At 66.7% G+C, this 24,895-nt stretch carries 24 protein-coding genes; 17 read left to right on the top strand and 7 right to left on the bottom strand.

Features of this window, described 5'->3' with window-relative positions; genetic code table 11:
• Nucleotides 1–77 precede the first annotated feature (77 nt).
• From OM977_RS03825 to OM977_RS03840, 4 genes are all read left to right on the top strand, one after another.
• The gene (locus tag OM977_RS03825) at nt 78–989 is read left to right on the top strand and encodes a sugar phosphate isomerase/epimerase family protein (RefSeq protein WP_264356215.1); all 912 of its coding nucleotides are present in this window, start codon (nt 78–80) and stop codon (nt 987–989) included.
• A 20-nt stretch (nt 990–1,009) separates the two neighbouring features.
• Nucleotides 1,010–2,023, top strand: a complete 1,014-nt coding sequence (locus OM977_RS03830) for a Gfo/Idh/MocA family protein (protein WP_264356216.1) — start codon at nt 1,010–1,012, stop codon at nt 2,021–2,023.
• An 85-nt stretch (nt 2,024–2,108) separates the two neighbouring features.
• On the top strand, nt 2,109–2,981 hold the full coding sequence (locus tag OM977_RS03835; protein WP_264356217.1) for a sugar phosphate isomerase/epimerase family protein: 873 nt from the start codon (nt 2,109–2,111) through the stop codon (nt 2,979–2,981).
• 10 nt (nt 2,982–2,991) lie between these two features.
• Entirely contained in the window at nt 2,992–4,443 is a 1,452-nt protein-coding gene (locus OM977_RS03840) for a sugar porter family MFS transporter (protein WP_270103144.1), read from the top strand.
• Nucleotides 4,444–4,505: 62 nt separating this feature from the next.
• On the opposite strand, the gene OM977_RS03845 is transcribed toward OM977_RS03840, so the two are convergent.
• Nucleotides 4,506–4,955, bottom strand: coding sequence for a MarR family winged helix-turn-helix transcriptional regulator (locus OM977_RS03845; RefSeq protein ID WP_264356218.1), 450 nt, complete (start codon nt 4,953–4,955; stop codon nt 4,506–4,508).
• 171 nt (nt 4,956–5,126) lie between these two features.
• Between OM977_RS03845 and OM977_RS03850 the strand changes: the two genes are divergently transcribed.
• The 7 genes from OM977_RS03850 (at nt 5,127) to OM977_RS03880 (ending at nt 12,630) form a co-directional block, all read left to right on the top strand.
• The gene (locus OM977_RS03850; RefSeq protein ID WP_264356219.1) at nt 5,127–6,365 is read left to right on the top strand and encodes an MFS transporter; all 1,239 of its coding nucleotides are present in this window, start codon (nt 5,127–5,129) and stop codon (nt 6,363–6,365) included.
• Between the two features lie 267 nt (nt 6,366–6,632).
• Nucleotides 6,633–7,628, top strand: coding sequence for a substrate-binding domain-containing protein (locus OM977_RS03855; RefSeq protein WP_264356220.1), 996 nt, complete (start codon nt 6,633–6,635; stop codon nt 7,626–7,628).
• Between the two features lie 52 nt (nt 7,629–7,680).
• The gene (locus OM977_RS03860; RefSeq protein WP_264356221.1) at nt 7,681–8,739 is read left to right on the top strand and encodes an ABC transporter permease; all 1,059 of its coding nucleotides are present in this window, start codon (nt 7,681–7,683) and stop codon (nt 8,737–8,739) included.
• A 13-nt stretch (nt 8,740–8,752) separates the two neighbouring features.
• Nucleotides 8,753–9,670, top strand: coding sequence for an ATP-binding cassette domain-containing protein (locus tag OM977_RS03865; RefSeq protein ID WP_264356222.1), 918 nt, complete (start codon nt 8,753–8,755; stop codon nt 9,668–9,670).
• Nucleotides 9,671–9,701: 31 nt separating this feature from the next.
• Complete coding sequence (locus OM977_RS03870; protein ID WP_264356223.1) at nt 9,702–10,805, top strand: Gfo/Idh/MocA family oxidoreductase; 1,104 nt, start codon at nt 9,702–9,704, stop codon at nt 10,803–10,805.
• Nucleotides 10,805–11,599: a TIM barrel protein gene (locus tag OM977_RS03875; protein WP_264356224.1), complete on the top strand. Its 795-nt coding sequence runs from the start codon at nt 10,805–10,807 to the stop codon at nt 11,597–11,599. The genes OM977_RS03870 and OM977_RS03875 overlap by 1 nt, the downstream gene beginning before the upstream one ends.
• Nucleotides 11,596–12,630: a Gfo/Idh/MocA family oxidoreductase gene (locus tag OM977_RS03880; RefSeq protein WP_264356225.1), complete on the top strand. Its 1,035-nt coding sequence runs from the start codon at nt 11,596–11,598 to the stop codon at nt 12,628–12,630. Before OM977_RS03875 ends, OM977_RS03880 begins: the two co-directional genes overlap by 4 nt.
• Nucleotides 12,631–12,717: 87 nt before the next feature.
• Here the strand turns inward: OM977_RS03880 and iolB are convergent, their stop codons facing one another.
• The 3 genes from iolB to OM977_RS03895 all read right to left on the bottom strand — a co-directional run bounded on the left by iolB (nt 12,718) and on the right by OM977_RS03895 (nt 15,403).
• Complete coding sequence (iolB, locus tag OM977_RS03885) at nt 12,718–13,614, bottom strand: 5-deoxy-glucuronate isomerase (protein WP_264356226.1); 897 nt, start codon at nt 13,612–13,614, stop codon at nt 12,718–12,720.
• A 129-nt stretch (nt 13,615–13,743) separates the two neighbouring features.
• Nucleotides 13,744–14,484: a GntR family transcriptional regulator gene (locus tag OM977_RS03890; RefSeq protein WP_264356227.1), complete on the bottom strand. Its 741-nt coding sequence runs from the start codon at nt 14,482–14,484 to the stop codon at nt 13,744–13,746.
• Between the two features lie 139 nt (nt 14,485–14,623).
• On the bottom strand, nt 14,624–15,403 hold the full coding sequence (locus tag OM977_RS03895; RefSeq protein WP_264356228.1) for a gamma-glutamyl-gamma-aminobutyrate hydrolase family protein: 780 nt from the start codon (nt 15,401–15,403) through the stop codon (nt 14,624–14,626).
• Nucleotides 15,404–15,456: 53 nt separating this feature from the next.
• Between OM977_RS03895 and OM977_RS03900 the strand changes: the two genes are divergently transcribed.
• The 5 genes from OM977_RS03900 to OM977_RS03920 all read left to right on the top strand — a co-directional run bounded on the left by OM977_RS03900 (nt 15,457) and on the right by OM977_RS03920 (nt 20,478).
• The gene (locus tag OM977_RS03900) at nt 15,457–15,942 is read left to right on the top strand and encodes an SRPBCC family protein (RefSeq protein ID WP_264356229.1); all 486 of its coding nucleotides are present in this window, start codon (nt 15,457–15,459) and stop codon (nt 15,940–15,942) included.
• Between the two features lie 163 nt (nt 15,943–16,105).
• Complete coding sequence (locus OM977_RS03905; protein ID WP_264356230.1) at nt 16,106–16,813, top strand: FadR/GntR family transcriptional regulator; 708 nt, start codon at nt 16,106–16,108, stop codon at nt 16,811–16,813.
• Nucleotides 16,814–17,010: 197 nt separating this feature from the next.
• Nucleotides 17,011–18,396 carry an MFS transporter gene (locus OM977_RS03910; protein WP_264356231.1) on the top strand — a complete coding sequence of 462 codons (1,386 nt, stop codon included), beginning with the start codon at nt 17,011–17,013 and terminating at the stop codon, nt 18,394–18,396.
• Between the two features lie 30 nt (nt 18,397–18,426).
• Nucleotides 18,427–19,200 (top strand): SDR family NAD(P)-dependent oxidoreductase, encoded by a 774-nt coding sequence (locus OM977_RS03915; protein WP_264356232.1) that lies wholly within the window; start codon nt 18,427–18,429, stop codon nt 19,198–19,200.
• A 144-nt stretch (nt 19,201–19,344) separates the two neighbouring features.
• Complete coding sequence (locus OM977_RS03920; RefSeq protein ID WP_264356233.1) at nt 19,345–20,478, top strand: LOG family protein; 1,134 nt, start codon at nt 19,345–19,347, stop codon at nt 20,476–20,478.
• Nucleotides 20,479–20,497: 19 nt separating this feature from the next.
• On the opposite strand, the gene OM977_RS03925 is transcribed toward OM977_RS03920, so the two are convergent.
• Nucleotides 20,498–21,436: a matrixin family metalloprotease gene (locus tag OM977_RS03925; RefSeq protein ID WP_264356234.1), complete on the bottom strand. Its 939-nt coding sequence runs from the start codon at nt 21,434–21,436 to the stop codon at nt 20,498–20,500.
• Nucleotides 21,436–22,611 (bottom strand): VIT1/CCC1 transporter family protein, encoded by a 1,176-nt coding sequence (locus tag OM977_RS03930; protein ID WP_442960694.1) that lies wholly within the window; start codon nt 22,609–22,611, stop codon nt 21,436–21,438. Before OM977_RS03930 ends, OM977_RS03925 begins: the two co-directional genes overlap by 1 nt.
• 260 nt (nt 22,612–22,871) lie before the next feature.
• Between OM977_RS03930 and OM977_RS03935 the strand changes: the two genes are divergently transcribed.
• The gene (locus OM977_RS03935; RefSeq protein ID WP_264356235.1) at nt 22,872–23,105 is read left to right on the top strand and encodes a hypothetical protein; all 234 of its coding nucleotides are present in this window, start codon (nt 22,872–22,874) and stop codon (nt 23,103–23,105) included.
• A gap of 97 nt (nt 23,106–23,202) precedes the next feature.
• On the opposite strand, the gene OM977_RS03940 is transcribed toward OM977_RS03935, so the two are convergent.
• Nucleotides 23,203–24,726, bottom strand: coding sequence for a sodium:solute symporter (locus OM977_RS03940; RefSeq protein WP_264356236.1), 1,524 nt, complete (start codon nt 24,724–24,726; stop codon nt 23,203–23,205).
• Nucleotides 24,727–24,895 lie beyond the last annotated feature (169 nt).

A 24,895-nucleotide genomic window follows, 5' to 3' on the forward strand; every position in this document is an offset into this window, starting at 1 on the left:
ACGATCGACTGCTCCGTAACCGCCGTATTGAGCGTCCAAAAGGGCACTTGCGGAGCAATCGATGAGAAGGAATGGAAATGACTCAGAACAAGCTGATCATCGGCACCGCGCCGGACTCCTGGGGCGTCTGGTTCGCGGATGACCCGAAGCAGACCCCGTGGGAACGGTTCCTCGACGAAGTGGCCGAATCCGGCTACAAGTGGATCGAACTCGGCCCGTACGGCTACCTGCCCAACGACCCCACCCGGCTGGCCGAGGAGCTCAAGGCACGCGACCTGAAAGTCACCGCGGGAACAGTCTTCACGGCGTTCCACCGCGGCCTCGACCAGTGGGAGACCGCCTGGGAGCCGGCCCGCAAGGTCGCGGAGCTCACGGCGGCCATGGGCGGCGAGCACATCGTGGTCATTCCGGCCATGTGGCGCGACGACGTCACCGGCGAGGCCGTGGAAAGTGGTGAGCTCACCGACAAGGCCTGGAGCGACCTGTTCGCCGGCCACAACCGCTTGGGCAAGACCCTGCTGGAGGACTTCGGCCTGAAGCAGCAGTTCCACTCGCACGCCGACTCCCACGTCGGCGCCCAGGAGGACATCGAGACCCTCCTCGCCGCCACGGACCCGAAGTACCTCAACCTCTGCCTGGACACCGGCCACGCCGAATACTGCGGCGCGTCCAGCCTGGAGCTGATCAAGAACTACCCGGACCGGATCGGCTACCTGCACCTCAAACAGATCAACCCGGAGATCCTGAAAAAGGTCAACGCGGAAAACATGACCTGGGCCGCCGCCAACCTGGCCGGTGTCATGACCGAACCGCCGAACGGCCTGCCGGACCTGCGCGCCGTCATCGAAGCCGTCGAGGCGCTGGACCGGCCGATCTTTGGCATCGTGGAACAGGACATGTACCCCGTCGCTTTCGACGTCCCGATGCCGATTGCCAAGCGGACCCGCAACTACCTGCTCTCCTGCGGCTCCCGCACCGCCGTCAACTAGAACCCAAAGGACAACAAACCATGACCAAGACCCTCCGCGTAGCTGTCATCGGCGCCGGCCGTATGGGCGCAGACCACATCCAGCGGCTCAACACCCGCATCCACGGCGCCGAAGTTGCCGCCGTCGTCGACGTCGACCTCGCCCGCGCCCAGGCGGCCATCGAAGGGATCCCCGGCGCCGTCGCCCTGGCCGACGCCGAGGAGGCGCTCAACAACGGAGACGTCAACGCCGTGCTGATCGCCACCCCAGGCTTCCTGCACGAGGACATCCTGCTGAAAGCGATCGCCAAGGACATTCCGATCCTTTGCGAAAAGCCGCTCACCCCGGACGCGGCCTCCGCCTGGAAGATCGTCCAGGCCGAGGAGCAGCTCGGCCACCAGCGCATCCAGGTCGGCTTCATGCGCCGCTTCGACGCCGAATACGCCGCCCTGGGCAACATCATCCGGAACTCCGAACTCGGCGAACTGCTGATGCTGCACCACCAGCACCGCAACCCGGCCACCCCGGCCGGCTTCACCAACGAGATGCTGATCAACGACTCCGTGGTGCACGAATTCGACGCCATCCGTTTCTTCACCGGCGAGGAAATCACGTCCGTCCAGGTCCGGCTTGGCAAGGCCACCAGGAACGCCCCGGCCGGCCAGCACGACCCGCAGCACGTGCTGATCGAGACGGAATCCGGGGTCCTGGCCGACGTCGAGATCTACGTCAACGCCAAGTTCGGCTACGAAGTGGGCACCCAGGCCTCCTTCGAGGACGGCATCGTCAGCATCGGCGGCGACCAGGGCCCGTATACCCGCACAGCCGGCCGCTGGGGCGGAAGCGTCACTCCGGGCTTCGAGGAGCGCTTCGGCGCCGCCTACGACGTCGAAATCCAGTCATGGGTGGACGCCGCCCTCCGCGACGAAATCGGCGGGCCCACGGCCTGGGACGGCTACGCCACCGCCGCCTGCTGCGAGGCCGGCGTCGAGGCGCAGAAGAACGGCGAAAAGGTCGCCGTCAAGCTCCACGCCAAGCCCGATCTCTACCGCTAGGAAGCACGGGAAGGGGGACCCCAGTCCCCTTCCCGTTCTGTCCGTCCCCTGCACAACCTGACTGACCCACAATGGAGTGTTCCACGTGAAAATCGCACTTGATCCAACGCCGTTCCACCATTCCCACAGCCTGCTCGAATTTCCCCGCGTGGTGGCGGATCTCGGCTACAAGTACATGCAGATGACCCCGCACGCCGACCTCATCCCGTTCTACAACCACCCCAAGGCCGACGACGAGCTGGTGGGCCAGCTCAACAAGGCCTGCAAGGACGCCGGGATCGAGATCGCCTCGGTCCTGCCCGTGCTCCGCTGGTCCGGGCCGGACGAGGACGCCCGCGAAGCGGCCGTCCGCTACTGGAAGCGCGCCATCCAGATCACCGTGGACCTGGGCGTCAGCACCATGAACACCGAATTCAGCGGCCGCCCGGAGAAGGCCGAGGAGTCGGAGCGTGCCTTCTACCGCTCCATGGAAGAGCTGCTGCCCATCATCGAACGCGAAGGCATCGACCTGCTGATCGATCCGCACCCGGACGACTTCGTCGAAGAGGGCCTGGCCGCGATCCGGGTGATCCGCGGCCTCAACTCCAAGAACGTCGGCCTGGTCTACGTGGCCTCGCACAGCTTCCACATGAAAAACGCGCCGCTGGACATCATGCGCGCGGCGGGGGACAAGCTCCGCCTGGTCCACGTTGCCGACACCATGGACCACCACGCCTCGCACGGCCTGCGCTACATCACAAACCCGCCCGGCAACCCGGTCCGGGTGCACCAGCACCTGAAAATCGGCGACGGCGACGTCAACTGGGACGAGTTCTTCGGCGGCCTGCAGGAAATCGGCTTCCTGGACCGGGAGGACACCGTGATGGTGTCCAGCGTCTTCGCCGAAGACGACAACGCCGCCGAGGTCTCCCGCTACCAGCTGGACACGATGAACAACTACATCGCCAAAGCACGGTAGCGGCCGCCCTATGAAGCAAACGGACAACACGCTCACCAGTCCTTCCGCCCAGTCCGCAGTCCGCCCGGCCGGTGCTCCCGCCAATCCCAAGGGGTTCATGCGGCGCGTGGCCCTGTTCTCGACGTTCGGCGGCCTGCTCTTCGGCTATGACACCGGCGTCATCAACGGCGCCCTGCCGTTCATGCAGCGGGACCTGGGGCTGACGCCGCTGACTGAAGGCCTGGTCACCTCGACTCTGCTGTTCGGCGCGGCCTTCGGCGCCATCACGGCCGGCCGGCTGTCCGACCGCTTCGGCCGCCGCAAGACCATCATGGCGCTGGCCCTCGTCTTCGCCGTCTCCACCATCGGCTGCTCCCTCGCCCCCACCACGGAGCTGCTGGTGGCGGCCCGGACCATCCTGGGCCTGGCGGTGGGCGGGGCATCGGTGATTGTGCCCGTGTACCTCGCGGAGATGTCCCCGGCGGCACAGCGCGGGCGGATCGTCACGCAGAACGAGCTCATGATCGTCACGGGCCAGTTCCTGGCGTTCACGTTCAACGCCGTACTGGGCAACGCCTTCCCGGAGGCCTCACATGTGTGGCGCTGGATGCTGGTCATCGCGACACTTCCGGCTGTGGTGCTCTGGTTCGGAATGCTGGTCCTGCCCGAAAGCCCCCGCTGGCTGGCGTCGGCCGGGCGCTTCGGCGAGGTTCTCGACGTTCTGCGCAAGACCCGCGCAGCGGCAGATGTCTCGACAGAATTCGATGAAGTGCGGCAGGCGGCCCGGGAAGACTACCAATCCAGGCTCGGAACCTTCCGAGACCTCACCGTGCCGTGGATCCGCAGGATCTTCGTGGTGGGACTCGGCATGGCGGTCATCAACCAGATCAGCGGCGTCAACGCCATCATGTACTACGGCACCTCGATCCTCTCCAGCTCCGGCTTCGGGGACCAGGGCGCCCTGCTCGCCAACGTCGTCAACGGCGTCACGTCCGTGGTTGCCGTCATCATCGGCATGTCCCTCATGACCAGGGTGCGCCGGAAGGCCATGCTGACCGTCGGTCTGGTTGGTACGGCATCCTCGCTCCTGGCCATTGGCCTGATTTCGATGCTGATCCCGGAAAGCATGCTCCGGGGCTACCTCGTGCTGTTGTTCATGGTTACTTTCCTGGCGTCCATGCAGTCCTGCATCGGCACGGTCACGTGGCTGACCATGTCGGAAATCTTCCCGCTGCATGTCCGCGGGATCGGCATGGGCATCTGCGTGTTCGTGCTGTGGATGATCAACTTCCTGATCGGCTTCTTCTTCCCGCAGATGGTCGCCTGGATCGGCGTTTCCACGACGTTCTTCATCTTCGTCGCCCTGCAGCTGGCAGCGATTGTCTGGGTGAAACGGGTGGTCCCGGAAACCAAGGACAAGAGCCTCGAAGACCTGGAGCACTACTTTAAGACCCTGGCCGCCAAAGAACCCGTCACCGCTTAGCCGTACCAACAGAAGGCCCCGCCCCGGCACTCCTTGCGGGGCGGGGTTTCCGCGTTGCCGCGCTAGACGGCGGCGTGCAGCTTCGGGAGGGCGTCGACCAGTGCCGCCAGTTCCGGCACCGCCTGGGCCTCGGCCAGCGCACGCTCCAGCGTGGCGTCGTGGCTCGGCCGGGCCTCTTCGAGCAGCTTGATCCCGTTCGGTGTGAGCTCCGTGTAGATCCCGCGGCGGTCGTCAGCGCACAGGATCCGAGTGAGCAGGCCCCGGTCCTCGAGGCGGTTGACCAGGCGGGTGGTGGCGCTGGCGCTCAACGCGGTGGCGCGGGCCAGTTGCTGCATCCGCATGTGCCAGCCGTCCTGGCGGCTCAGCGCATCCAGCACGGTGTACTCCACGACGGACAGCTGTGCCACGGCCTGCAGCGAGCGCTCCAGCTCCGCCTCGATCAGCCCGTGCAGGGCCGCCAGGGTCCGCCAGCCTTGCGCCCGGACCTCGACGGCGTCGTCCTTGATGCCCATCAGTTCTTCCCTTCAGATCTGCCTGCCCGCATCCCGGAATCGCCGGAACGCGGGCAGCCCACAATTTAGTTGCTTGCGCGGCATACTTGCTTGTGCAACAATAAATAACGCGTCTGCAACTAATAGCTTACGCTTCGCTTTTCTTTCCGTACAGTTTGAAGGAGCTCCTCCATGCCTATAGGCCTGATAGCACTCGCCCTCGGCGGGTTCGGGATCGGACTCACCGAGTTCGTCATCATGGGCCTGCTGCCCGAAGTGGCCGCGGACTTCCAGGTCAGCGAGGCGACCGCCGGCTGGCTCATCTCCGGCTATGCGCTCGCTGTCGTCGTGGGCGCGCTGCTCCTGACTGCAGCCGTGACCCGATTCGAGCGCAAGCCGGTGCTGGCCGTACTGATGGTCCTGTTCATTGCGGGCAACCTTGTCTCCGCCATCGCGCCGGACTATTTGCTGATGATGATCGGCCGCATCATCGCTGCGCTCGCGCACGGCGCCTTCTTCGGCATCGGCGCCGTGGTTGCCGCCAGCATGGTCGCACCCACCAAAAAAGCCGGCGCGATCGCCATCATGTTCACCGGCCTGACGGCGGCCAACGTCCTCGGCGTCCCGTTCGGCACCATGCTGGGCCAGGCGGCCGGCTGGCGGTCCACCTTCTGGGCCATCACGGCCATCGGCGTCCTTGCGCTCGTAGGCATCCTGGCGCTGGTCCCCAATACGGGGTCCGGCGACACCGCCGCCTCAGGCGGCTTGCGGGGGGAACTCCGTGCCTTCCGGTCCGGCCAGGTCTGGCTCTCCATCCTCGTGACTATCCTCGGCTACGGCGGCATGTTCGGCGCCTTCACCTACATCGCCTTCACCCTCACGGAAGTCACCGGATTCTCGGCCGCCACCGTGCCGTGGCTGCTCATCCTGTTCGGCGTGGGCCTCTTTATTGGCAACACGGTGGGCGGCAAGGCGGCTGACCGGAACGTGGACCGCACGCTCCTGGTGGCGCTCTCGGCGCTGGTGGTTGTCCTTGTGGTCTTCGCCCTCACCGCTGGCAACCAGCCGATGACTATCGCCTCCATGGTGCTGCTGGGCGGCTTCGGCTTTGCCACCGTCCCCGGACTGCAGATGCGGGTTATGAAGTACGCCACCACCGCACCCACCCTGGCGTCCGGCGCCAACATCGGTGCCTTCAATGTGGGCAACGCCCTCGGCGCGTGGATGGGCGGCGTGACCATCACCGCCGGCCTCGGCTACACCTCGCCCATCTGGGCGGGGGCCGGGATCACCCTGCTGGGCCTGGCGGTCATGGTGTTCGCGGCCGCCGCCGCGAAGCGTCACGACGCCGCAGGCATCACCTCCGAAGCCGAAGCTGACGACGCCAACGCCGCCGGCGAACGGGAGGGCGCGGAGCTGCAGGGGGCCTAGCGCCCCTGACGGCAGTGCGGAGAACGACGGCGACGGCGGCACCTTGAGTGCCGCCGTCGCCGTCGTTCTCCGGCAGTTGGGCGGCCGCGGACGAGCCTTCCACCGGTATTTCTTTACAGACCGACGGGTATTCATTACGTGATTACATCCTAATGTCAGGACAAACTCTTGACATGAGTGAGCTAAGTCACCATGATCAGTTGTAGATGGCTCACGGACTGACGCGATGAAGCGGTCGGCGTGGCCCGGAATCAAAGGAGATTAATCGTGACCAAGTTCTCGTGGCGGAAGACGGCCCTCGTGGCGGCCGTAGTACCCATGCTGGCCCTGAGCGCGTGTTCCAGCACCGGTGGCAAGCCCGCAGACTCAGGCAATGCGGCAGGCGGCGGCCAAGTCGCCTCCACGGAGCGGATCAAGATTGCCCTGATCACCCACGCCGCAGCAGGTGACACCTTCTGGGACATCGTCCGCAAGGGTGCCGAGGAGGCATCGGCTAAGGACAACGTTGAGCTCCTCTACACGTCCGACCCCGAAGCCGGGCGCCAGGCGCAGCTCGTCCAGCAGGCGATTGACCAGAAGGTCAACGGCATCGCCGTTACGCTCGCCACACCGGATGCCCTCAAAGACGTCCTAAAGAAAGCCACCGACGCCGGCATCCCGGTTGTGAGCCTCAACGCCGGCGAGGGTGTCTCGGCGCAGCTGGGGGCGTTTACCCACTTCGGCTCGAACGAACAGCTCGCCGGTGAGGCAGTCGGGACCCGGCTCGCGGCGGAAAACTTCAAGCACCCGGTCTGCGTGATCCAGCAGCAGGGCCACGTCGGACTCGAAGCACGTTGCGCCGGCGTCAAGGCGAAGGTGCCTGGAACGGAGATTCTCTACGTCGAGGGCAAGGACATGACCTCCGTCCAGTCGACCGCGACGGCCAAGCTCCAGGCTTCTAAGGACGCCGACGTCATCATCGGCCTCGGCGCCCCCATCACCCTGACTCTCCTCAAGTCGGTCACGGACGCCGGCAGCTCTGCCAAGGTTGCAAGTTTCGACCTGAACGCGGATCTCGCCCAGAAGATCGTTGATGGTGCAGTTCTGTTCACCGTGGACCAGCAGCCGTGGCTGCAGGGCTACATGTCAGTCGACGCTATCTGGCAGAACAAGCGCGGCGGCTACAGCATTGGCGGCGGCAAGTCGGTCCTCACGGGCCCGAGCCTCGTCGACAAATCAAATGCAGCCGATGTCCTGACCTTCGCCCAGCAGGGCATCCGCTAACAGTCCGCTGGCCGGGCCGGCCAACGCCGGCCCGGCAGCAAGGAGAATCATCATGACCATCACCCAGACAACAAAGACAAAGACAAGGTCGGCTGCGGCCGATGAGCGTGTCGCCAGGCGCAGTCCGTTCCAGAAACTCCTCGGCCGGCCTGAGATCGGTGCCCTGGTGGGCGCAATCGTCCTGTTCGTCTTCTTCGCGTTGGTTTCCCCGACGTTTACCCAGCCGAATGCCTTCGCGACCGTGCTGTACGGTTCCTCCACGATCGGGATCATGGCCGTGGGGGTGTCCTTGCTGATGATTGGCGGGGAGTTCGACCTTTCCACCGGTGTCGCCGTGATCTCCTCGGCGCTGACGGCGTCCATGTTCAGCTGGTACTTCAGCACGAACGTCTGGGTCGGTGTCGGCCTGGCGCTGCTGGTGTCGGTGGGCATCGGCTACATCAACGGCTGGATCCTGATGAAGACCAAGCTGCCCAGCTTCATCGTCACCCTGGCCACCTTCCTGATGCTGACCGGCCTGAACCTGGGCCTGACCCGGCTGATCGGCGGCGGGGTGTCCTCCCCCTCGATTTCGAACATGGACGGTTTCAAGTCCGCGCAGGCGGTGTTTGCCTCCTCGGTGAGGATTGCCGGCGTTGACGTCAAAATCACGGTGTTCATCTGGTTCGCGCTGGTCGCGGTGGCCACCTGGGTGCTGATGCGGACCAAGGTGGGGAACTGGATCTTCGCCGTCGGCGGCGACGAGAACGCGGCCCGCGCCGTGGGCGTGCCGGTCAAGGCCACCAAGATCGGTCTCTTCATGGGCGTGGGTTTCTGCGGCTGGATCCTGGGCATGCACAACCTCTTCGCGTTCGATGCAGTGCAGTCCGGTGAGGGTGTGGGCAACGAATTCCTTTACATCATCGCCGCGGTCATCGGCGGCTGCCTCCTGACCGGCGGCTACGGCTCCGCGATCGGCGGCGCGATCGGCGCGTTCATCTTCGGCATGGCCAACAAGGGCATCGTCTACGCGCAGTGGAACCCGGACTGGTTCAAGTTCTTCCTGGGCCTGATGCTGCTGCTGGCCACCATCGTCAACCTCATCGTCAAGCGCCGCGCGGAACTCAAGTAAAGGGGCCAGAGAAATGAATGCCAACGAGATCGACCAGCAAACGCTGCTCCAGCACGAAAAAGATCCCCTTACCCACACCCCGGTTCACCTGCTCTCCCTGGAAGGGGTCGGCAAGCACTACGGCAACATCATCGCCCTGTCCGATGTCACCATGGCCGTGGACAACGGCCGCGTCACCTGCGTGCTGGGCGACAACGGCGCCGGCAAATCCACCCTTATCAAGATCATCGCCGGCCTGCACCAGCACGACGCCGGGATCCTGAACATCATGGGCGAGGAACGGAAATTCTCCTCGCCCCGCGACGCCCTGGACGCCGGCATCGCCACCGTCTACCAGGACCTCGCCGTGGTGCCCCTGATGCCGATCTGGCGGAACTTCTTCCTCGGCTCGGAGCTCACTTCCGGCTTCGGCCCGTTCAAAAGCATGGACGTCGAGAAGATGAAGGAGATCACACTCAAGGAACTCGCCGAGATGGGCATCGACCTCCGCGACGTGGAGCAGCCCATCGGCCAGCTCTCCGGCGGTGAACGCCAGTGCGTCGCGATCGCCCGGGCCGTGTACTTCGGCGCGAAGGTCCTGATCCTGGACGAGCCCACCGCGGCCCTGGGCGTCAAGCAGTCCGGCGTGGTGCTCCGCTACATCCTGCAGGCCCGCGACCGCGGCCTCGGGGTCATCTTCATCACCCACAATCCGCACCACGCCTTCCCCGTGGGCGACCGGTTCCTGCTGCTCAAGCGCGGCAAATCGATCGGTTACTACGACAAGAAGGACATCACCCTCGACGAGCTCACCGCGCAAATGGCCGGCGGCGCTGAACTCGCCGAACTCGCGCACGAACTCGAACAACTCGGCGGCCACGGAGACATCGTCAAGGAAGTCCAGAGCGAAGTCGCCGGCGTGGCCCAGACAACCGGCAAAACCTACAAGTAGCAGCCGACCCGATTCTTGAAAGGACAAGCCTTTGGCTTACCTGAACCGCAACCCGTCCGACGCCGCCCTGCCCGTACGGATCGGACTGATCGGCTCCGGCTGGATGGGCGCCTTCCACGCCGAGAGCATCGCCCGCCGCGTCCCAAGCGCCGACCTCGCGGCCATCGCGGATCCCAACCTTGAGTCCGCCACCGCGCTGGCAGCCGCCCTGGGCGCCGGCAAGGTGACGGCCGACGCCGCCGACATCCTCGCCGATCCGGAGATCGACGCCGTGATCATTGCGAGCCCTGCCCGCTTCCACTCGTCCCTGATTGGCCAGGCCGCCCGCGCCGGAAAGCACGTGTTCTGCGAGAAGCCGGCCGGACTCGGGCTCGACGAGCTCGACGCCGCCCTGGCCGCCGTGGAGGCAGCCGGGGTGCACTTCCAGGTGGGCTTCAACCGCCGGTACGCGGAGGACTTCCAGGTTGCCAAGAAGGACCTCGCCTCCGGAACTGTCGGGACGCCGCAACTGCTGCGCTCGCTGACCCGGGATCCGGGCACGGGCAGCATTCCGCACGCCGCCCGGGTTCCGGCGTGGACCGTCTTCCTGGAAACCCTGATCCACGATTTCGACACCCTGAACTGGTTCAACGAAGGGGCCGAGCCGGTGGAGGTCTACGCCATCGCCGATGCGCTCGTGGAGCCCGGGCTGCGGGACCAGGGCTTCCTGGACACGGCCGTCGTGACCGTCCGCTACAGCAACGGTGCCATCGCCGTCGCCGAGGCAAGCTTCAGCGCCCTCTACGGCTACGACATCCGCGGGGAGGTTTTCGGTTCCAAGGGCATGGTGCAGGCCGGGCGCGCCACCGAAACCGCCGCCCGCCGGTACACCGCCGAGGGGATGTCGGCGCACACCCCACGGCTCAATGTCGAGCTCTTCCGGCAGGCCTACACGGACGAACTTGTCGACTTCACCGACGCCGTGCGCGCGCGGCGGAGCGGCTTGACGCCTCCGTCGGCCGGCTACACACTCACGCCCGGGGCAGCGGATGCCCGGCGTGCACTGGCCGTCGCGCTGGCCTGCATCGAATCGGTCAAACGTGGGACTCCAGTGGCCGTCAACACGGTGGCCGTCAACGAGGCGGCTGTCCTCTGATGCGCCTTGCCGTATGCGCGGAGATGGTTTTCACCGACCTCCCGTTCACTGAGCGCGTGCGCCGGATCCACGAGGCCGGCTTCGACGTCGAACTCTGGGACTCGCGGACCAAGGACCTCGCTGCCCTGAAGGCCACCGGGGCGGTGTTTTCCTCCATGACGGGCTACACCGCCGGCAGCCTGGTGGACCCGGACACGGCCGATGAGGTGGTGCGGACGGCGGAGTCCCTGATCCCCACCGCCCTGGAGCTCGGCGTGAGCCGGATGGTGGTGCACCCGGCCGAACTCATCGATGGAAAGGCGGCCCGTCCCGTCTACCGGTCCAACGGACACATGTGGAGCACGGGGGCGCAGACCCTCGAACGGCTCGGCCGGCTCGGCGAGAAGTACGGGGTGACCTTTTGCCTGGAGAACCTCAACACCGTGCTCGACCACCCCGGCATCCCGCTTGCCCGGGCTAAGGACACCGTGGCGCTCGTGGCAGCTGCCGGCCATCCCAATGTGAAACTCATGCTGGACCTGTATCACGCCCAGTTGGGGGAGGGGAACCTCATTGAACTGGTTCGGACCGCCATGCCGCACCTCGGCGAGATCCAGGTGGCCGACGTTCCGGGACGCTGCGAACCCGGGACCGGGGAAATCAACTACGCGGCGGTCGCGAAGGCACTCGCGGCGGCAGGCTACGACGGCACTGTGGGCATGGAAGCGTGGGCCAGCGGCGACAGCTTTGCCGCGCTGGAAGCTTTCCGGGCCGCATTCACCGTGCCCGCACTACGCGCGGGAGTAGAAGCATGAAAGACGTAATCCTCGGACTGGTCGGGGTGGGGCGGATCGGCGTCATGCATGCCAACAACATCGCCGGGCTTAACGACGTCCTGAACCCGCAGGGCATCAACGTCCGGCTCCGGCTCACCGACGTCGCCCAAGACCATGCCCGGGCCATCGCCGCCGGGCTCGGCGCCGAATTCCTGCCCACCGTGGAGGCGCTGCTCGCTTCCGGGCTGGACGGACTCGTCATCGCCACGGGAACCGGAACCCACCCGGACCTGATCAAGGCCGGAGTGGACGCCGGAATCCCGGTCTTCTGCGAGAAGCCCGTGGCCCTGAATGTGGCAGACGCCCTGCCCGTCCTCGACTACATCCGTGACCGCCAAGGCGTCGTCCAGATCGGCCACCAGCGCCGCTTCGACGCCGGCTACCAGGAAGCCCGACGCGCCTACCAGGCCGGGGAACTGGGCTGGATCCACTCGCTCCGCGCCGTCACGTGCGACATGGCACCGCCGCCGGTCGAGTTCCTGGCCAGCTCCGGCGGACTGTTCCGGGACTGCTCGGTCCACGATTTCGACATCCTGCGCTGGCTCACGGGCCGCGAAATCGTCGAGGTGTACGCGAGGGGCTCCAACAACGGGGACCCCGCCATCGAAGAAGCCGGCGATGTGGACACGGCCCTCGCGCTCGTGACGTTCGACGACGGCACCGTGGGAACCGTCTCGGCCACGCGGTACAACGGGGCGGGCCACGACGTGAGACTGGAAATCCAGGGGTCCCGCCGTTCGCTGATGGTCGGGCTGGACGACAAGACGGCGCTTGCCTCGGCGGAGGCCGGGATTCCGTTCCCGGCCGGAGAACCGCACCGGACCTTCGCCGAGCGGTTCCACCAGGCCTACCGCTCGGAGCTGGCCGCCTTCATCGAGTTGATCCTGGGCCGCCGGGAAAACCCCTGCACCCCGGAGGATGCCGTGGCCGCCTCCCGGGTGGCGGACGCCGCCCAGGAATCCCTCGCGACCGGCGTGCCGGTCCGGGTGGTCCAGACCGTCGCCCGCTAAGCGGGTACCTAGCAGCGCAAGAAACCCCCGGGGACCAGTTCACAAGGGCCCCGGGGGTTTCTGTCGTCTGCGTCCGACCGTGCCGCGTCAGGCGCCGAACGGCAGCCGCGGGTCGATGTCCTGGCCCGTCCAGGTCTGCCGGATCCAGCCGTGGTGCGGGTCGTCGCTGATGAGCCAGTTCCGGACCGGGCCGGGCCCCGCCATCACGTTGAGGTAGTACATGTCGTAGCCGGGGGCAGCCATTGCCGGGCCGTGCCAGCCGTAGGGCACCAGTACGACGTCGCCGGTGCGCACTTCCGCGGAGACATCGATGGGCCGCTCATCCGAGGCGTAGACGCGCTGGTAGCCGATCGCATCGTCACTTCCCGGCCGGGCCGGGGCGCCGGGGGCAACCCGGGTCTCGAAGTAGTAGATCTCTTCCAGGCTGGTCTCGCCGTCCGTCTCCTCGTCATGCTTGTGCGGGGGATAGGAGGACCAGTTGCCCGCCGGCGTGAGGACCTCGCAGACGATGAACCGGTCCGCTTCCAGCGCCGCGGGCGTGCCGAAATTGTGGACCTGGCGGGAGCAGTTGCCGGCACCGCGAAGTTCAACCGGAGTCTCCGAGGCCGTGATGAGGCGGGTCGGGTAGGAGGCTTTGGCCGGGGCGGTGGCCACGGCGACGCGTCCGCCGTCGACCGAACTGATGATCACGGACTTGCCGGTCCCCGTGTAGAGGACGTCGCTGGGACCGTTGAAGACGCTGTCCCGGCCGGCCAGCCGGTAGTCCTCGCCGTCGACGGACACTGTGAAAGAACCGTTGAGCGGAACCACAATGCGTTCCTCGTCCGCGGCGGGAAGATCGACGGCGGCCGCGGCACCCAGCGTGGCGACCTTCAACCCGGTGTGGGCCCAGCCCTCCACCTCCAGCGCGGAATCGGACGTGCCCAGGGAGACGTCCCATTCGCCTTGGGCGGCGGTGCCGAGCGGATAGACCCAGTTGGCCATGAGTTCTGCCCTTTCGTTGTCGCGCCGGAGGAAGGCGCGGGTGGTTACGGGGGGGTGGAGGTGATCACGACGGCGGAGCGCGCAACGCCCAACGGCAACCGCCGTCGCCCGGCGCCGAAGTCTGGACTCTTATCTTTGGACCAGTGTCATTTCGAAGCTGTAGGAATCCGCGCGGTAGACGTGGTGGCCGGTCTCCACCTGGCGCCCGGTGTCGTCGACCGCGGTGCGCTCCATGGTGACGAGGGCGGAGCCCGGGGTGGTTTCCAGCAGGGGGGCCTGGTAGTCGTTGGCGATCATGGCGCCGATCCGCTGAGAGGCGAGCCGGAAGTTCACGCCGCCGTTGCGGAGGATCCCGTAGAGGCCTTGTGAGCCCAGGAGCGCCTCGTCGATGGTGGTGATGTCATCGCGCACCCAGTTTTCCATCAGGGCCAGCGGTTTTCCGCCAACCTTCCGGAGCCGGGTGAAGTGGTAAACCTTGGCGCCGGCCGGGAGCTGGAGTGCGGCCCGGGTGGCGGCGTCGGCCTCATCGTGGGAGAAGCTCAGCACCTCGGTGGTGGGCTTGCTGCCGTTGTTGCTGAGGTCATCGAAGAGGCTGGAGAGTTCGAGCGGGCGGCGCACCTGGCTGGAGACCACCTGGGTGCCGACGCCGCGCTTGCGCACCAGCAGGCCCGAGCGGACCAGTTCGTCCATGGCCTTGCGCATGGTGGGGCGGGAGAGGTTCAGCTGGGCCGCAAGGTCGATCTCGTTGTCGAGCCGGCTGCCGGGCGGCAGTACGCCACCGTGGATCGCGGCCTCGATGCCCTGGACCACCTGGTGGTAGAGCGGCACGGGGGAGGACCGGTCGATGCTGAGATTTAGCGGATTAGCCACTTTTTGAATAACCACTGTTGAAGCGCTCCCTTGTGCCCCGGACCGGAGCCCGGTGGGGCCATCAGTCATTTGTCCGGCGCATGTTCGCTTGATAGGACATACTGCCTAAGTTGATAGTAGCAGGGGACTGCTGGGGATGTCAGGAGAAGATGCGCTCCATTCCATGGCTCCGGCAGATCTCGACAAAGGCCCGGAACGGGGCCAGCCGTTCTTCGGCCGGGAGTTCCCGGGCCTCGGGGTGCCACTGCACGGACGCCACCCAGCGCTCCGGGTCCTCCAGCGCCTCGATGGTACCGTCCCCGGCGACCGCCGTCACCACGAGTCCTTCGCCGACCCTGGCCACGGCCTGGTGGTGGTCGGAGGCAATCTTGACCGTGACCTCGGCGGCGCCGTTGCCCCCGCCGCCGTACAGTCCGGCAACCTTGGTGCCGCCCTGCACCTCCACCTCGTGCCAGGCCCACGGGCCGGCTCCGTCCACGGGTTCGGGCTCCCGGTGCGCCACCGTACCCGGATCCATGTCCTGGATCAGCGTGCCGCCGTAGAGGACGTTGAGCAACTGGTGACCCCGGCAGACGCCGAGCACCGGCAGCCCGGCATCGATCGACAACCGTGCCACGGCCAGGTCCAGTTCGTCCTGGGCGCGGCTGACGTCGTAACACGCCCCGCCGGGCTCCTCGCCGTAGAGCCGCGGGTCCAGGTCGCCGCCGCCCGGAAGGACGACGCCGTCGAGCGCCTCGAGCGGCTCGTCCGGTGCGGTGAGCACTACCGGTTCACCGCCGCCGTCGCGTACCAGATCTACGATGTAGTCGAAGAGGGCGTTGGCCTCCGCAACCCTCGGATCCGCGTCCGTGGAGCTGCTGAGGCGGACGGGAATGCCGATGCGGGGCCGGCTGCTGCGGGGGAGGGGCGGAGTCTGCATGCTTTATTCTGCAACACAACTTCTGGATCACGACGCAGGTCTAGGATTGCCGGATGACCAACAGATACCTCGTGTCCCGCAGCCGCTTCATCGCGGCCGCTCCGGAAGCCATTTTCGAGCTGCTTGCCACCCCGGCGCTGCACAGCGCGATTGATGGCTCGGACACCGTCAAGGGCGCCCAGCCCCGCGGCCCCGAGCGGCTGGCCCTCGGGGCGAAGTTCGGCATGGAGATGAACATGCGGGTGGACTACAAGATCCTCAACACGGTCTGCGAGTTCGAGGAAGGCCGCCGCATCGCCTGGCGGCACTTCTACGGACACGTCTGGCGCTACCTCCTGGAGCCCGCCACGGACGACGCCGGCAGGGCCGGCACTATGGTCACCGAACAGTGGGACGCCCGCCAGGTCCGCGGCAAGTTCCTGCTGCGGCTCGCGGGCTATCTGCGCCGGCACCCTGCCAACCTGGAAAAGACCCTGGCCAAGCTGGAGGCCTACCTTGCGGACTCCGGCCGCGATTCCGACAACGCCCAGGTTTCCTGACGCCAGGGAGCTGCTCCGGGCCGTGCCGCCGGGCCGTGCCGCCGGGCGGTACCGCCAGGCCGTGCCGCCGGGCCGTGCCGCTAGAAGGTGCCGGTCCCTCCCGCTGCTTCTGTAATGTGGATGGCAACGGGAGCAACAAGCAAGATTGAAGGTGGGAACCGCGATGGGCCGCAGGACACTCGTCGACGACCTCGTCGACGGCCTGCTCGCCGACATCCTGGACGGCAAACTGCAGCCCCACGAGGCCATTCCGCCCGAGGCAGACATCGCCAAGGCGTACGACGTCAGCCGCCTCACGGTGCGCGAAGCGTTGAAGGCCTTGCGGGCGCAGAACATCCTCTACGTGAAAGCCGGCCGCGGAACCTTCGTGAATCCGTCCGACAACTGGACCGGGCTGGACGCAATTTTCAAGGCCGCTTCGCACGGCAGCGGAGCGGAGCAGGTTGCCGTGGGGCTCATCGAAATGCGCCGCATGGTGGAAACCGGGGCGGCCGCGCTGGCCGCCAAACGCCACACCCCTGAGCATGCCCAGCTGATGCGGGAGTGCATCGCGGACATGAAGCGCTTCCATGATTCCGGCGACCTGGATGCCTTCGTGGCAGCGGACATCGGCTTCCATGACGCTGTCCTGAAGGCCTCCGGCAATCCTTTTATCCGGGCGTTGTTCGTGCAGCTGGGTCAGCTTCTTTACGCGAAGCGGCGCGAGACGTCAGCCGTCGAGGAGATCCAACTGCACGCCATTGAATTCCACCAAAAGGTCATGGACAGCATCCTCAGCGGCGACGCCGAGCAGGCCCGCCGCGCCATGGACGAACACATGGACCAGACGTACCGGGACTACGAGCGTTACGTCCACCACGCAGCATCCTGACGGCGCGAACCCCCAGCAGCAGGGGCTTGACGTAATCCACATCACTCTTCTATGCTTTCTCTCATGCTTTGCCGTCAGATGTCAGACATCTGACTCAACTACGGATTCAGTTCCAGCCGGCTGAGCCTCCCAAAATATCCCTACGGATTTCCGGACACCATCACAGGTGCCGGCCTCCGTTAGACAGAAGGTCGAAGATGACTTCACACTCCTTAAAGTCCGCAGGACTCGGCGAACTGGGTGAGCGTACGCTCCGCAAGGTCCGCCGCCGCGTCATGCCGCTGATTGTCCTGCTCTACTTCGTCGCCTACCTTGACCGCAATAACGTGGGCTTCGCCAAACTCACCATGAGCGAGGACATCGGCCTTAACGCCGCCGCTTACGGACTCGGCGCCGGAATTTTCTTCCTCGGCTACGCGCTCCTCGAGGTCCCAAGCAACGCCGGAATGTACCGGTTCGGCGCCCGCAAGTGGTTGGCCCGCATCCTCATTACCTGGGGCATCTTCGCCACGGCGATGTGCCTGGTGAACGGTGAAACCACCTATTACGTCATCCGATTCCTGCTGGGGGCGGCCGAGGCCGGGTTCTTCCCCGCCATCCTCTTCTACCTGACGCTCTGGTTCCCGGCCGCGCAGCGGGTGACGGTGCTCGGCATCTTCATCCTCGCCCAGCCCGTCTCTAACGCCCTCGGCGCTCCGGTCTCCGGCCTGCTCCTGCAGATGGACGGCGTTCTGGGCCTGCAGGGCTGGCAGTGGCTGTACATCATCGAAGGCATCCCGGCCATCCTCCTGGGCCTGCTCACCCCCATCCTCATGACCGACCGCCCGCGGGATGCCAAATGGCTCAACCCGGACGAGCGCGACTGGCTCGCGACCACCATGGACAAGGAACTGGCCGTCAAGTCCGGCGCCGGCAACCACAACTTCCTGGCCGGCCTCAAGGATAAGCGCACCCTGACCTACTCGGCTCTCTACTTCGGACTGGTCTGCGGCATCTATGGCCTTGGCCTGTGGATGCCCACCATCGTCTCCGCCCTGGGCAAGTTCTCCACGGCCCAGATCGGCTTCATCGTGTTGATCCCCTACACAATTGCGGCAGTATTCGTGTACTTCTGGAGCAAGCGCGCGGACCGGACCGGCAAACGTGCCTGGCATACCGCCGTCAGCATGGTGCTGGCGGGGATGGGCTTGCTGGCCGCAGGATACCTGCTGCCCGTCAACCCGATTCTGGCCATGATCGGACTCACGGCCTCGGCCATGGGTATCTACGGCGCCATCGCCCCGTTCCTTTCCATGCCCTCGGCAGCGCTGACAGGGGCGGCCGCTGCATCCGGCCTGGCCCTGATCAACTCCCTGGGCAACCTGGGCGGTTTCGTGGCCCCGTACGCCGTCGGACTCCTGAACGACGCCACGGGCAACAACCAGAGCGGCCTGCTGTTCCTGTCCCTCTGCCTCTGCATCACCGCCGTGGCAACCTATCTCTACGCCCGCAGGCGCCCCGAAGGCGATGCCGCCCTGGATCCCGCAGTTGCCGCCACGGTCATAGGGACCCCCGACGCCACGGCGCCCGCCAAAACCTTCTGATACCCAGATCTGCAAAGGAAACACCAAAAAATGACTGCAAGCACGTTCCCCTCCGAACGCACCGTTGTCCTCACCGGCGCCGCGTCGGCCCGCGGCATCGGCCGCGCCGCCGCCGACCGGATGGCCAGCGAAGGATGGTCCATCGCCATCCTTGACATCAACGCGGAGGACGCCAAGGCTGCCGCCGCGGAGATCGGCGCCAACCGGGCCGTCAAAGCCATCGGAGTCGGAGCCGACGTGTCCGACGAGGCGTCCGTTGACCGGGCGATCACGGAGATCGAAGCCTCGCTCCCGCCGATCGTTGCCCTCGCAAACCTCGCCGGAATCAGCTCGCCCACCACATTCATGGAAACCACCGTGGCGGAGTGGGACAAGGTGTTCGCCATCAACATGCGCGGAACCTTCATCGTGTCCCAGCGGGTCCTCAAGGGCATGATCGAGCGCAAGCTCGGGCGCATCGTCAGCATCTCGTCCATTTCCGCCCAGCGCGGCGGCGGCACGTTCTCGAAGGTTGCCTACAGCGCCACCAAGGCCGGGATCCTCGGATTCACCCGCGCACTGGCCCGCGAAGTCGGCGAGTTCGGGATCACGGTCAATGCGATTGCCCCCGGCCCGATCGACACCGACATCATGGGTGGCACCCTCACCGATGAGCGCAAGGAACAGCTGTCCGAGGGCATCATGATGGGCCGCGTCGGCACCCGCGAGGAAGTGGCGGCCCTGATCGCCTTCCTGCTCGGCCAGGACGCGGGCTACATCACCGCCGCGACGTATGACATCAACGGCGGCCTCCAGGTCTCCTGACCGGGACCAGCACGAAGGTGCCCCCGCCGGTTTTCCGGCGGGGGCACCTCCAATTAACGCCGGGCCCTCGGATTCCCGGGCTCCTGGACATCCCGGCTCAGGTACATGCCCGGCGGAGCCCGGACCGAAGTCTAGGCTGGCACTATGAACGCCGCCCCAAGCCTGCACCCCAGCCCGCGCACGCTGGAGGTAGAGACCCTCGAGCGCTTCGACCGGCTGGTCGCTGCCGGGGCGCGAACCATGCACGCCTGGCATGCGCAATCGCTGGACCTGCGCGGACGAACGGAGCCGCTCGCGGCCCTGGACGTCCAGGGTGCGATCTTCCTCGGATGCACGTTCGACGACGGGGTGGAGGATGTTCTGCGCAGCCGCGGCGCGCTGATCTTCCCCAGGCTCGAGGCGCTGCCGTTCAATCCTTACCGCGGCCAGTTGTACACACCGCAGGAGCTCTATGCGGGCATTGCCGGTTCCAGCTACGAGGACACGCCGGACGCCCAGGTGTACCAGTGGAGCATCCTGCCCGGCCAGCGGCACCGCCTTGACGCCACGCTGGCCTCTGCCCTCCATGACCATGCGATCGGGAACGCCCTCGACGACCTGACCCGGTCCCAGATGTGGGCCGGACGCGCCATGGTCGGCGTGATGGGCGGCCATGCGGCCGGCCGGGGTTCGCCGGTCTTCGCGGAGGCCGCGCTGCTGGGCCGGCTGCTGGCACGGAGTGGCAAGGTGGTCGCCACCGGCGGCGGCCCGGGGGCGATGGAGGCCGCGAACCTGGGAGCCTACCTCAGCGAGGCGCCGGACCGGCAGTTCCGGCAGGCGCTGGCCGCGCTGGCCGCCGTCCCGGGATTCCGGCCTTCCGTGTCGGCGTGGGCGCGCGCCGCTGCCGGCGTCGTCGAGCGCCATCCGGACGGTACACCGTCGCTGGGAATCCCCACCTGGTTCTATGGGCACGAGCCGCCGAACTTCTTCGCCACCCACATCGCGAAGTACTTCGCGAACGCCGTCCGCGAAGCCATCCTGCTGGAGCTGTGCCACGGCGGCATCGTCTTCCTGCCCGGCTCGGGCGGGACGGTGCAGGAGATCTTCCAGGACGCCTGCGAAAACTACTACGGCGCCCCGGAAACCATCACCCCGATGGTGCTGGTAGGGCGGGATCACTGGCTGAAACGCTACCCGGCGTGGCCGCTCCTGCAGAGCCTGGCCTCAGGCCGGCCGATGGCGGACCGGATCTTTTTGGTCGATACGGTGGAGGAAGCGCTCGCCGTCCTGCCCGCGTAGCCACTGGACGCGGGCAAGGCTACAAATCCTTGCGGCACTGGGCGCGGCCCAGCTCGTGCAGGCCGTTCAGGTCGCCGTCGGCCAGGCCGTCGGGGGTGCCGATCTCCGGGTACATGAGCTGCAGCGGGTCATCCACATGTTCCAGCCCCATGACATGGCCGAGTTCGTGCAGGATCACGGCGGTGGCATACTCGGCGCCGGCCGCCCGGCGGAGGTCCTCGGTGATTTGCGGGGCGTCGAGCTCCAGACTGCCGGTGACGAAGCTTTTGGGGCCGTCGCCGAAGCTGAAGTGTGTGCTCCCTCCGGTCCCGATGACGGGGCCCCGGAGCTGCGGGGCCTGGTCCGGGGTGGTCCACGCGATCAGCAGCGGGGCCCACCGCTCGCCATAGACGTCCTTTTGATACGGCGCGCGCGACTGGGTGGGCGCCTCGGTGGTGGCGCCGTCGTTGATGAATTTGATGCCGGTAGCGCGGGACATCGAGTCGATGGCGTCCTCCACGAGGCGCTCCGCGCCTTCGGGCTCGAGTTCGGAGTTGACCACATAGTGCAGCGGGCGGCATGGCGAGTAGCCCACTGGCGTGCCGTCGTCATTCGTGGCGAGGAATTTGTACGAATCGCTGGCGGTGGCCGGTGTCTCGGGCTGGCCGATCGGCCGGGCTTGTTCCTCGAACCCGGGTGGGGGCGCGCCGTTTCCGGGGACGGTGGCCGGAACCCCCGGTTGTTGGCCGGCCTGCCCGGTGGCGGGCCGGGCGGTGTCCGGATCCACCCGAGCGTCCGCTCCGGCGCCGCGGTTAACCTCGAAAAGCCCCACGAAGCGGGGGTCCCCGTAAATGAGTCCGGCGGCCAGGAAGGCGGCACCGGCGATCACGGCGGCGGCCGCCAGGTCGCGGAAGATCCGCCAGGCGGTGCGTGAGCGGCTGTGCCGCGGCGTCCGGTCCCGGAAGTCAGGACCGTCCACTAAGCGACCACCGCGCCGAACGCCATCCCCAGCAGGTAGGTCACACCCGCAGCGCCCATGCCGATGGCCAGCTGCCGGACTCCGCGGGAGGTCGGGGAGGTGCCGGACAGCAGTCCGACGATTCCGCCGGTGAGCAGCAGCGCCACACCTACCAGCACGGCGGAGACCACCAGGGCGGCGAGGCCGGTCATGCCGAGGAGGAAGGGGATGATCGGCACGATGGCGCCGGAAGCGAAGAAGCAGAAGCTCGACGCCGCCGCCCCCCAGGCGGTGCCGACGGCCTCGTGCTGGTCCTGGCTCTCGGGCAGCTCGGGATGCAGTGAGAGGCTGGGGTCGCAGTCGCAGTCCAGCAGGCCCATCCGCTCGGCAACGCGGTGCTCCGCCGCTTCCCGGGACATGCCGCGGGCAAGGTAGACGAGCAGGAGCTCATTGTGCTCGATGTCCAGCGACGGCGCGGCGGCCAGGGTGATCTGGGTGGGGCGCGTCGCGGCGAGCAGTTCCCGCTGGGAGCGGACGGAGATGAACTCCCCGGCGCCCATCGACAGGGCTCCGGCCAGCAGCCCGGCCACCCCGCTGAGGAGGACCACGGAGCTTCCCACCCCCGAGGCGGCCATACCCATCACGAGGGAAAGGTTGCTGACCAGCCCGTCGTTGGCCCCGAAAACGGCCGCGCGGAACGTGCCGGCGAGGCGGTTGCGGCCGCGCGTGGCGAGCCCCCGGACAACTTCCTCGTGGATCTGTTCGTCTGCGACCATGGCCGGGGTGGCGGACGGGTCGGTGGCGTACGGCGAGCGGCTTTCGGCGCGCTGGGCGAGGGCCAGAACGAAGACGGAACCGAAATGGCGTGCCAGGAAGCCGAGCAACTGGCTGCGGAGCGACGCGGGGCGGGGCCGGCCGGCCTGGTCGCCCAGCAGCGTGAGCCAGTGTGCCTCGTGGCGGCCCTCGGCCTCGGCCAGGGCGAGCAGAATGGCCCGTTCCTCGCCGGTGCGGTTCTGCGCCAGGTCCCGGTAGACGGCGGCTTCGGCACGTTCGTCCGCGAGGTACTGCCGCCACCGCTTGATGTCCGCGGTGCTCGGCGAAGCGTCCGACTGCCCGGCGCGGCCGGGCAGGCCGGCGGCGGGTTCGGAAACGTGGTGGTCCGGGTTGTGCGGGTCAGATTTGGCGTGCTGAGACACGGAAACTCCTGGGCTTGATAGGGCATGGTTCGGCCCCATTGCCCACCCAGCCTACCGCGGATTTCCGCGGATTTTCGGCTGGCAATCCTCAGCGGAAAGTTTAGGTGGACCGCAAAGCTCGCACTTTCACGGCGCCTCCGGCAGGCGCTCACCCCGCCGCTGCGGGGACCCTTGACCCCCGGGGTTCCCGGTGTTCGAATGAAAACCCAGGGCGGGTTCACCCGAACCATTGCCGTCAGCCCGAGCATGGAGGTTTCACCATGGACAGCACCGGATCACTTCCAATCCAGCCGGCCAGGGATTCCCTCGAGTCGGATCCCGCGTACGACTATGCCGATGACGCCCCCGTGGACGCTGCGGAGACCGAAGAGGAGGAACTGCTCGACGAGGCTGAACGCCGGGTTCCGCTGGACGAGGACGACTTCCTCGGCGATGAGCAGACAGTGGTGCCGCTGGACGGTGACGAATTCCTCGAACCCGACGAAGAGGAGTGAGAACATTCTCGGGAACGACGACGGCGGTGCCTCCCCGGTTGGGGAGGCACCGCCGTCGAACTTTCCACCGGACACAGCGCCTAAGCGGCGCGCGTCCTTAGCGGGACGGTACCGGGACCGCTTCTTCCGTGACGGCACCGCCGGCCACCCGCCGGCGCCAGTTCGCCATAACCGCAGGGTCCGTCGGCTTGGTCAGCAGGGACACCGCGACGTAGACAACCGCTGAGGCGGCCAGGCCGTAGTAGATCGGTTCGTTGGCGTAGATCCCGTCGAGCGGAACCGCGGCGTTGATCTCGAGGACGATCATGGTGCCTAGGGTGATCACGGAACCGACGGCCATTGAGGCCGCGGCGGCCACACCGGTGCCGCGCTTCCAGACCAGCCCGCCGAGAATGGCGACCAGGAGACCGCCGACGAGGATGTCGTACGCGATGGTGAGCGCCGCGACGACGTCCTTGGTGATGATGGCGATGACGATGGCCACGACACCCAGGCCCAGGACCCACATCCGGTTGGCCTTGACGTCATGTTCCGGGTTGTCCGAATCGTCGGTGTTGATGTCCTTGCCGAACCAGCTGGCGACGAACGGGAGCACGTCGGCGCGGGCCACCGTGGCGGCGGCGATCAGGGCGCCGGACGCCGTGGACATCATGGCGGCGACGGCCGCGGCCAGCACGAGGCCGCCAATGCCGATCGGCAGGAGGTTGGTGGCCACCTCGGCGTAGACCACGTCCTTGCCGAGGCTGGCGACGTCGATGTCCGGCAGTGCGACCCGGGCCCCGAGGCCGATCAGGGCGCCGGCGGCGCCGTAGAGGATGCAGTAGACACCGGCCGTGGCGCCGCCCCAGCGGGCCACTGTGGGGGTCTTGGCGGTGAAGACGCGCTGCCAGATGTCCTGGCCGATCAAGAGGCCCAGTGTGTAGACCACGAAATAGGTGATGATCGTCTGGACGCCGATGCCGTCAATCTGGAAGAAGCTGGCGTCCACCCGGGCGCGGATGCCGTCCAGGCCGCCGGCGGCGTTGAGCGTGAAGGGCAGCATCAGGAAAAAGATTCCGACCGTCTTGATCACGAACTGGACCTGGTCGGCGAGGGTGATGGACCACATGCCTCCGATGGTCGAGTAAACCAGGACGATGGCGCCGCCGATGGCGATGGCCAAGGCACGGTCCCAGCCGAACAGCACCACGAAGATGGTGGCGTACGCGCCGGTGGACGTGGCACACAGCATCAGGGTGTACGCCAGCATCACGATGCCGGAGGTCTGGGTGGCGTGGCTGCCGTAACGGAGGCTCAGCATCTGCGAGACCGTGTAGATCTTCAGTTTCTGGATGGTGCTGGCGAAAAGCAGGCTCAGCAGCAGCACGCCCGCGCCGATCGCGACGACGAGCCACATGCCGGAGATGCCGAACTTGTAGCCCAGGCCCACACCGCCGACCGTTGACGCGCCGCCGAGCACGACGGCGGCCATGGTGCCGGTGTAGAGGAACGGGCCGAGCCGGCGGCCGGCGACGAGGAAGTCGCTATTGTTCTTGGTGCGGGATTTACCCCACCACCCGAACGCCAGCATGGCGACCAGGTACACCACCACGATGGCGATGTTGACGAAATTTGCGTCCATAAAAAGGGCTCCTCGGAGCTGTTCGGAGCAGTGCCGAACCTTCGCTGCATACCAGCGCGAACGGGGTTCCGCTGCTTCATAACGGATTGTGGGGTGGTTCCCGGGCGGTTCTCAGTGGTGAATCGCCTTGGGAACCGGTATTTGCCTTATAGGCAACACTTGTTGCCAA

The organism is Pseudarthrobacter sp. MM222, from assembly GCF_947090775.1.
GTDB lineage: Bacteria > Actinomycetota > Actinomycetes > Actinomycetales > Micrococcaceae > Arthrobacter.

What these genes read in the sequence shown, in the direction of transcription:
- OM977_RS03920 (WP_264356233.1), top strand. Translation starts at nt 19,345, where the DNA reads ATGAACGCCGCCCCAAGCCTGCACCCCAGCCCGCGCACGCTGGAGGTA.
- OM977_RS03845 (WP_264356218.1), bottom strand. Translation starts at nt 4,955, where the DNA reads ATGGGCATCAAGGACGACGCCGTCGAGGTCCGGGCGCAAGGCTGGCGG.
- OM977_RS03940 (WP_264356236.1), bottom strand. Translation starts at nt 24,726, where the DNA reads ATGGACGCAAATTTCGTCAACATCGCCATCGTGGTGGTGTACCTGGTC.
- OM977_RS03850 (WP_264356219.1), top strand. Translation starts at nt 5,127, where the DNA reads ATGCCTATAGGCCTGATAGCACTCGCCCTCGGCGGGTTCGGGATCGGA.
- OM977_RS03915 (WP_264356232.1), top strand. Translation starts at nt 18,427, where the DNA reads ATGACTGCAAGCACGTTCCCCTCCGAACGCACCGTTGTCCTCACCGGC.
- OM977_RS03935 (WP_264356235.1), top strand. Translation starts at nt 22,872, where the DNA reads ATGGACAGCACCGGATCACTTCCAATCCAGCCGGCCAGGGATTCCCTC.
- OM977_RS03880 (WP_264356225.1), top strand. Translation starts at nt 11,596, where the DNA reads ATGAAAGACGTAATCCTCGGACTGGTCGGGGTGGGGCGGATCGGCGTC.
- OM977_RS03865 (WP_264356222.1), top strand. Translation starts at nt 8,753, where the DNA reads ATGAATGCCAACGAGATCGACCAGCAAACGCTGCTCCAGCACGAAAAA.
- OM977_RS03895 (WP_264356228.1), bottom strand. Translation starts at nt 15,403, where the DNA reads ATGCAGACTCCGCCCCTCCCCCGCAGCAGCCGGCCCCGCATCGGCATT.
- OM977_RS03905 (WP_264356230.1), top strand. Translation starts at nt 16,106, where the DNA reads ATGGGCCGCAGGACACTCGTCGACGACCTCGTCGACGGCCTGCTCGCC.
- OM977_RS03875 (WP_264356224.1), top strand. Translation starts at nt 10,805, where the DNA reads ATGCGCCTTGCCGTATGCGCGGAGATGGTTTTCACCGACCTCCCGTTC.
- iolB (WP_264356226.1), bottom strand. Translation starts at nt 13,614, where the DNA reads ATGGCCAACTGGGTCTATCCGCTCGGCACCGCCGCCCAAGGCGAATGG.
- OM977_RS03860 (WP_264356221.1), top strand. Translation starts at nt 7,681, where the DNA reads ATGACCATCACCCAGACAACAAAGACAAAGACAAGGTCGGCTGCGGCC.
- OM977_RS03910 (WP_264356231.1), top strand. Translation starts at nt 17,011, where the DNA reads ATGACTTCACACTCCTTAAAGTCCGCAGGACTCGGCGAACTGGGTGAG.
- OM977_RS03825 (WP_264356215.1), top strand. Translation starts at nt 78, where the DNA reads ATGACTCAGAACAAGCTGATCATCGGCACCGCGCCGGACTCCTGGGGC.
- OM977_RS03830 (WP_264356216.1), top strand. Translation starts at nt 1,010, where the DNA reads ATGACCAAGACCCTCCGCGTAGCTGTCATCGGCGCCGGCCGTATGGGC.
- OM977_RS03840 (WP_270103144.1), top strand. Translation starts at nt 2,992, where the DNA reads ATGAAGCAAACGGACAACACGCTCACCAGTCCTTCCGCCCAGTCCGCA.
- OM977_RS03900 (WP_264356229.1), top strand. Translation starts at nt 15,457, where the DNA reads ATGACCAACAGATACCTCGTGTCCCGCAGCCGCTTCATCGCGGCCGCT.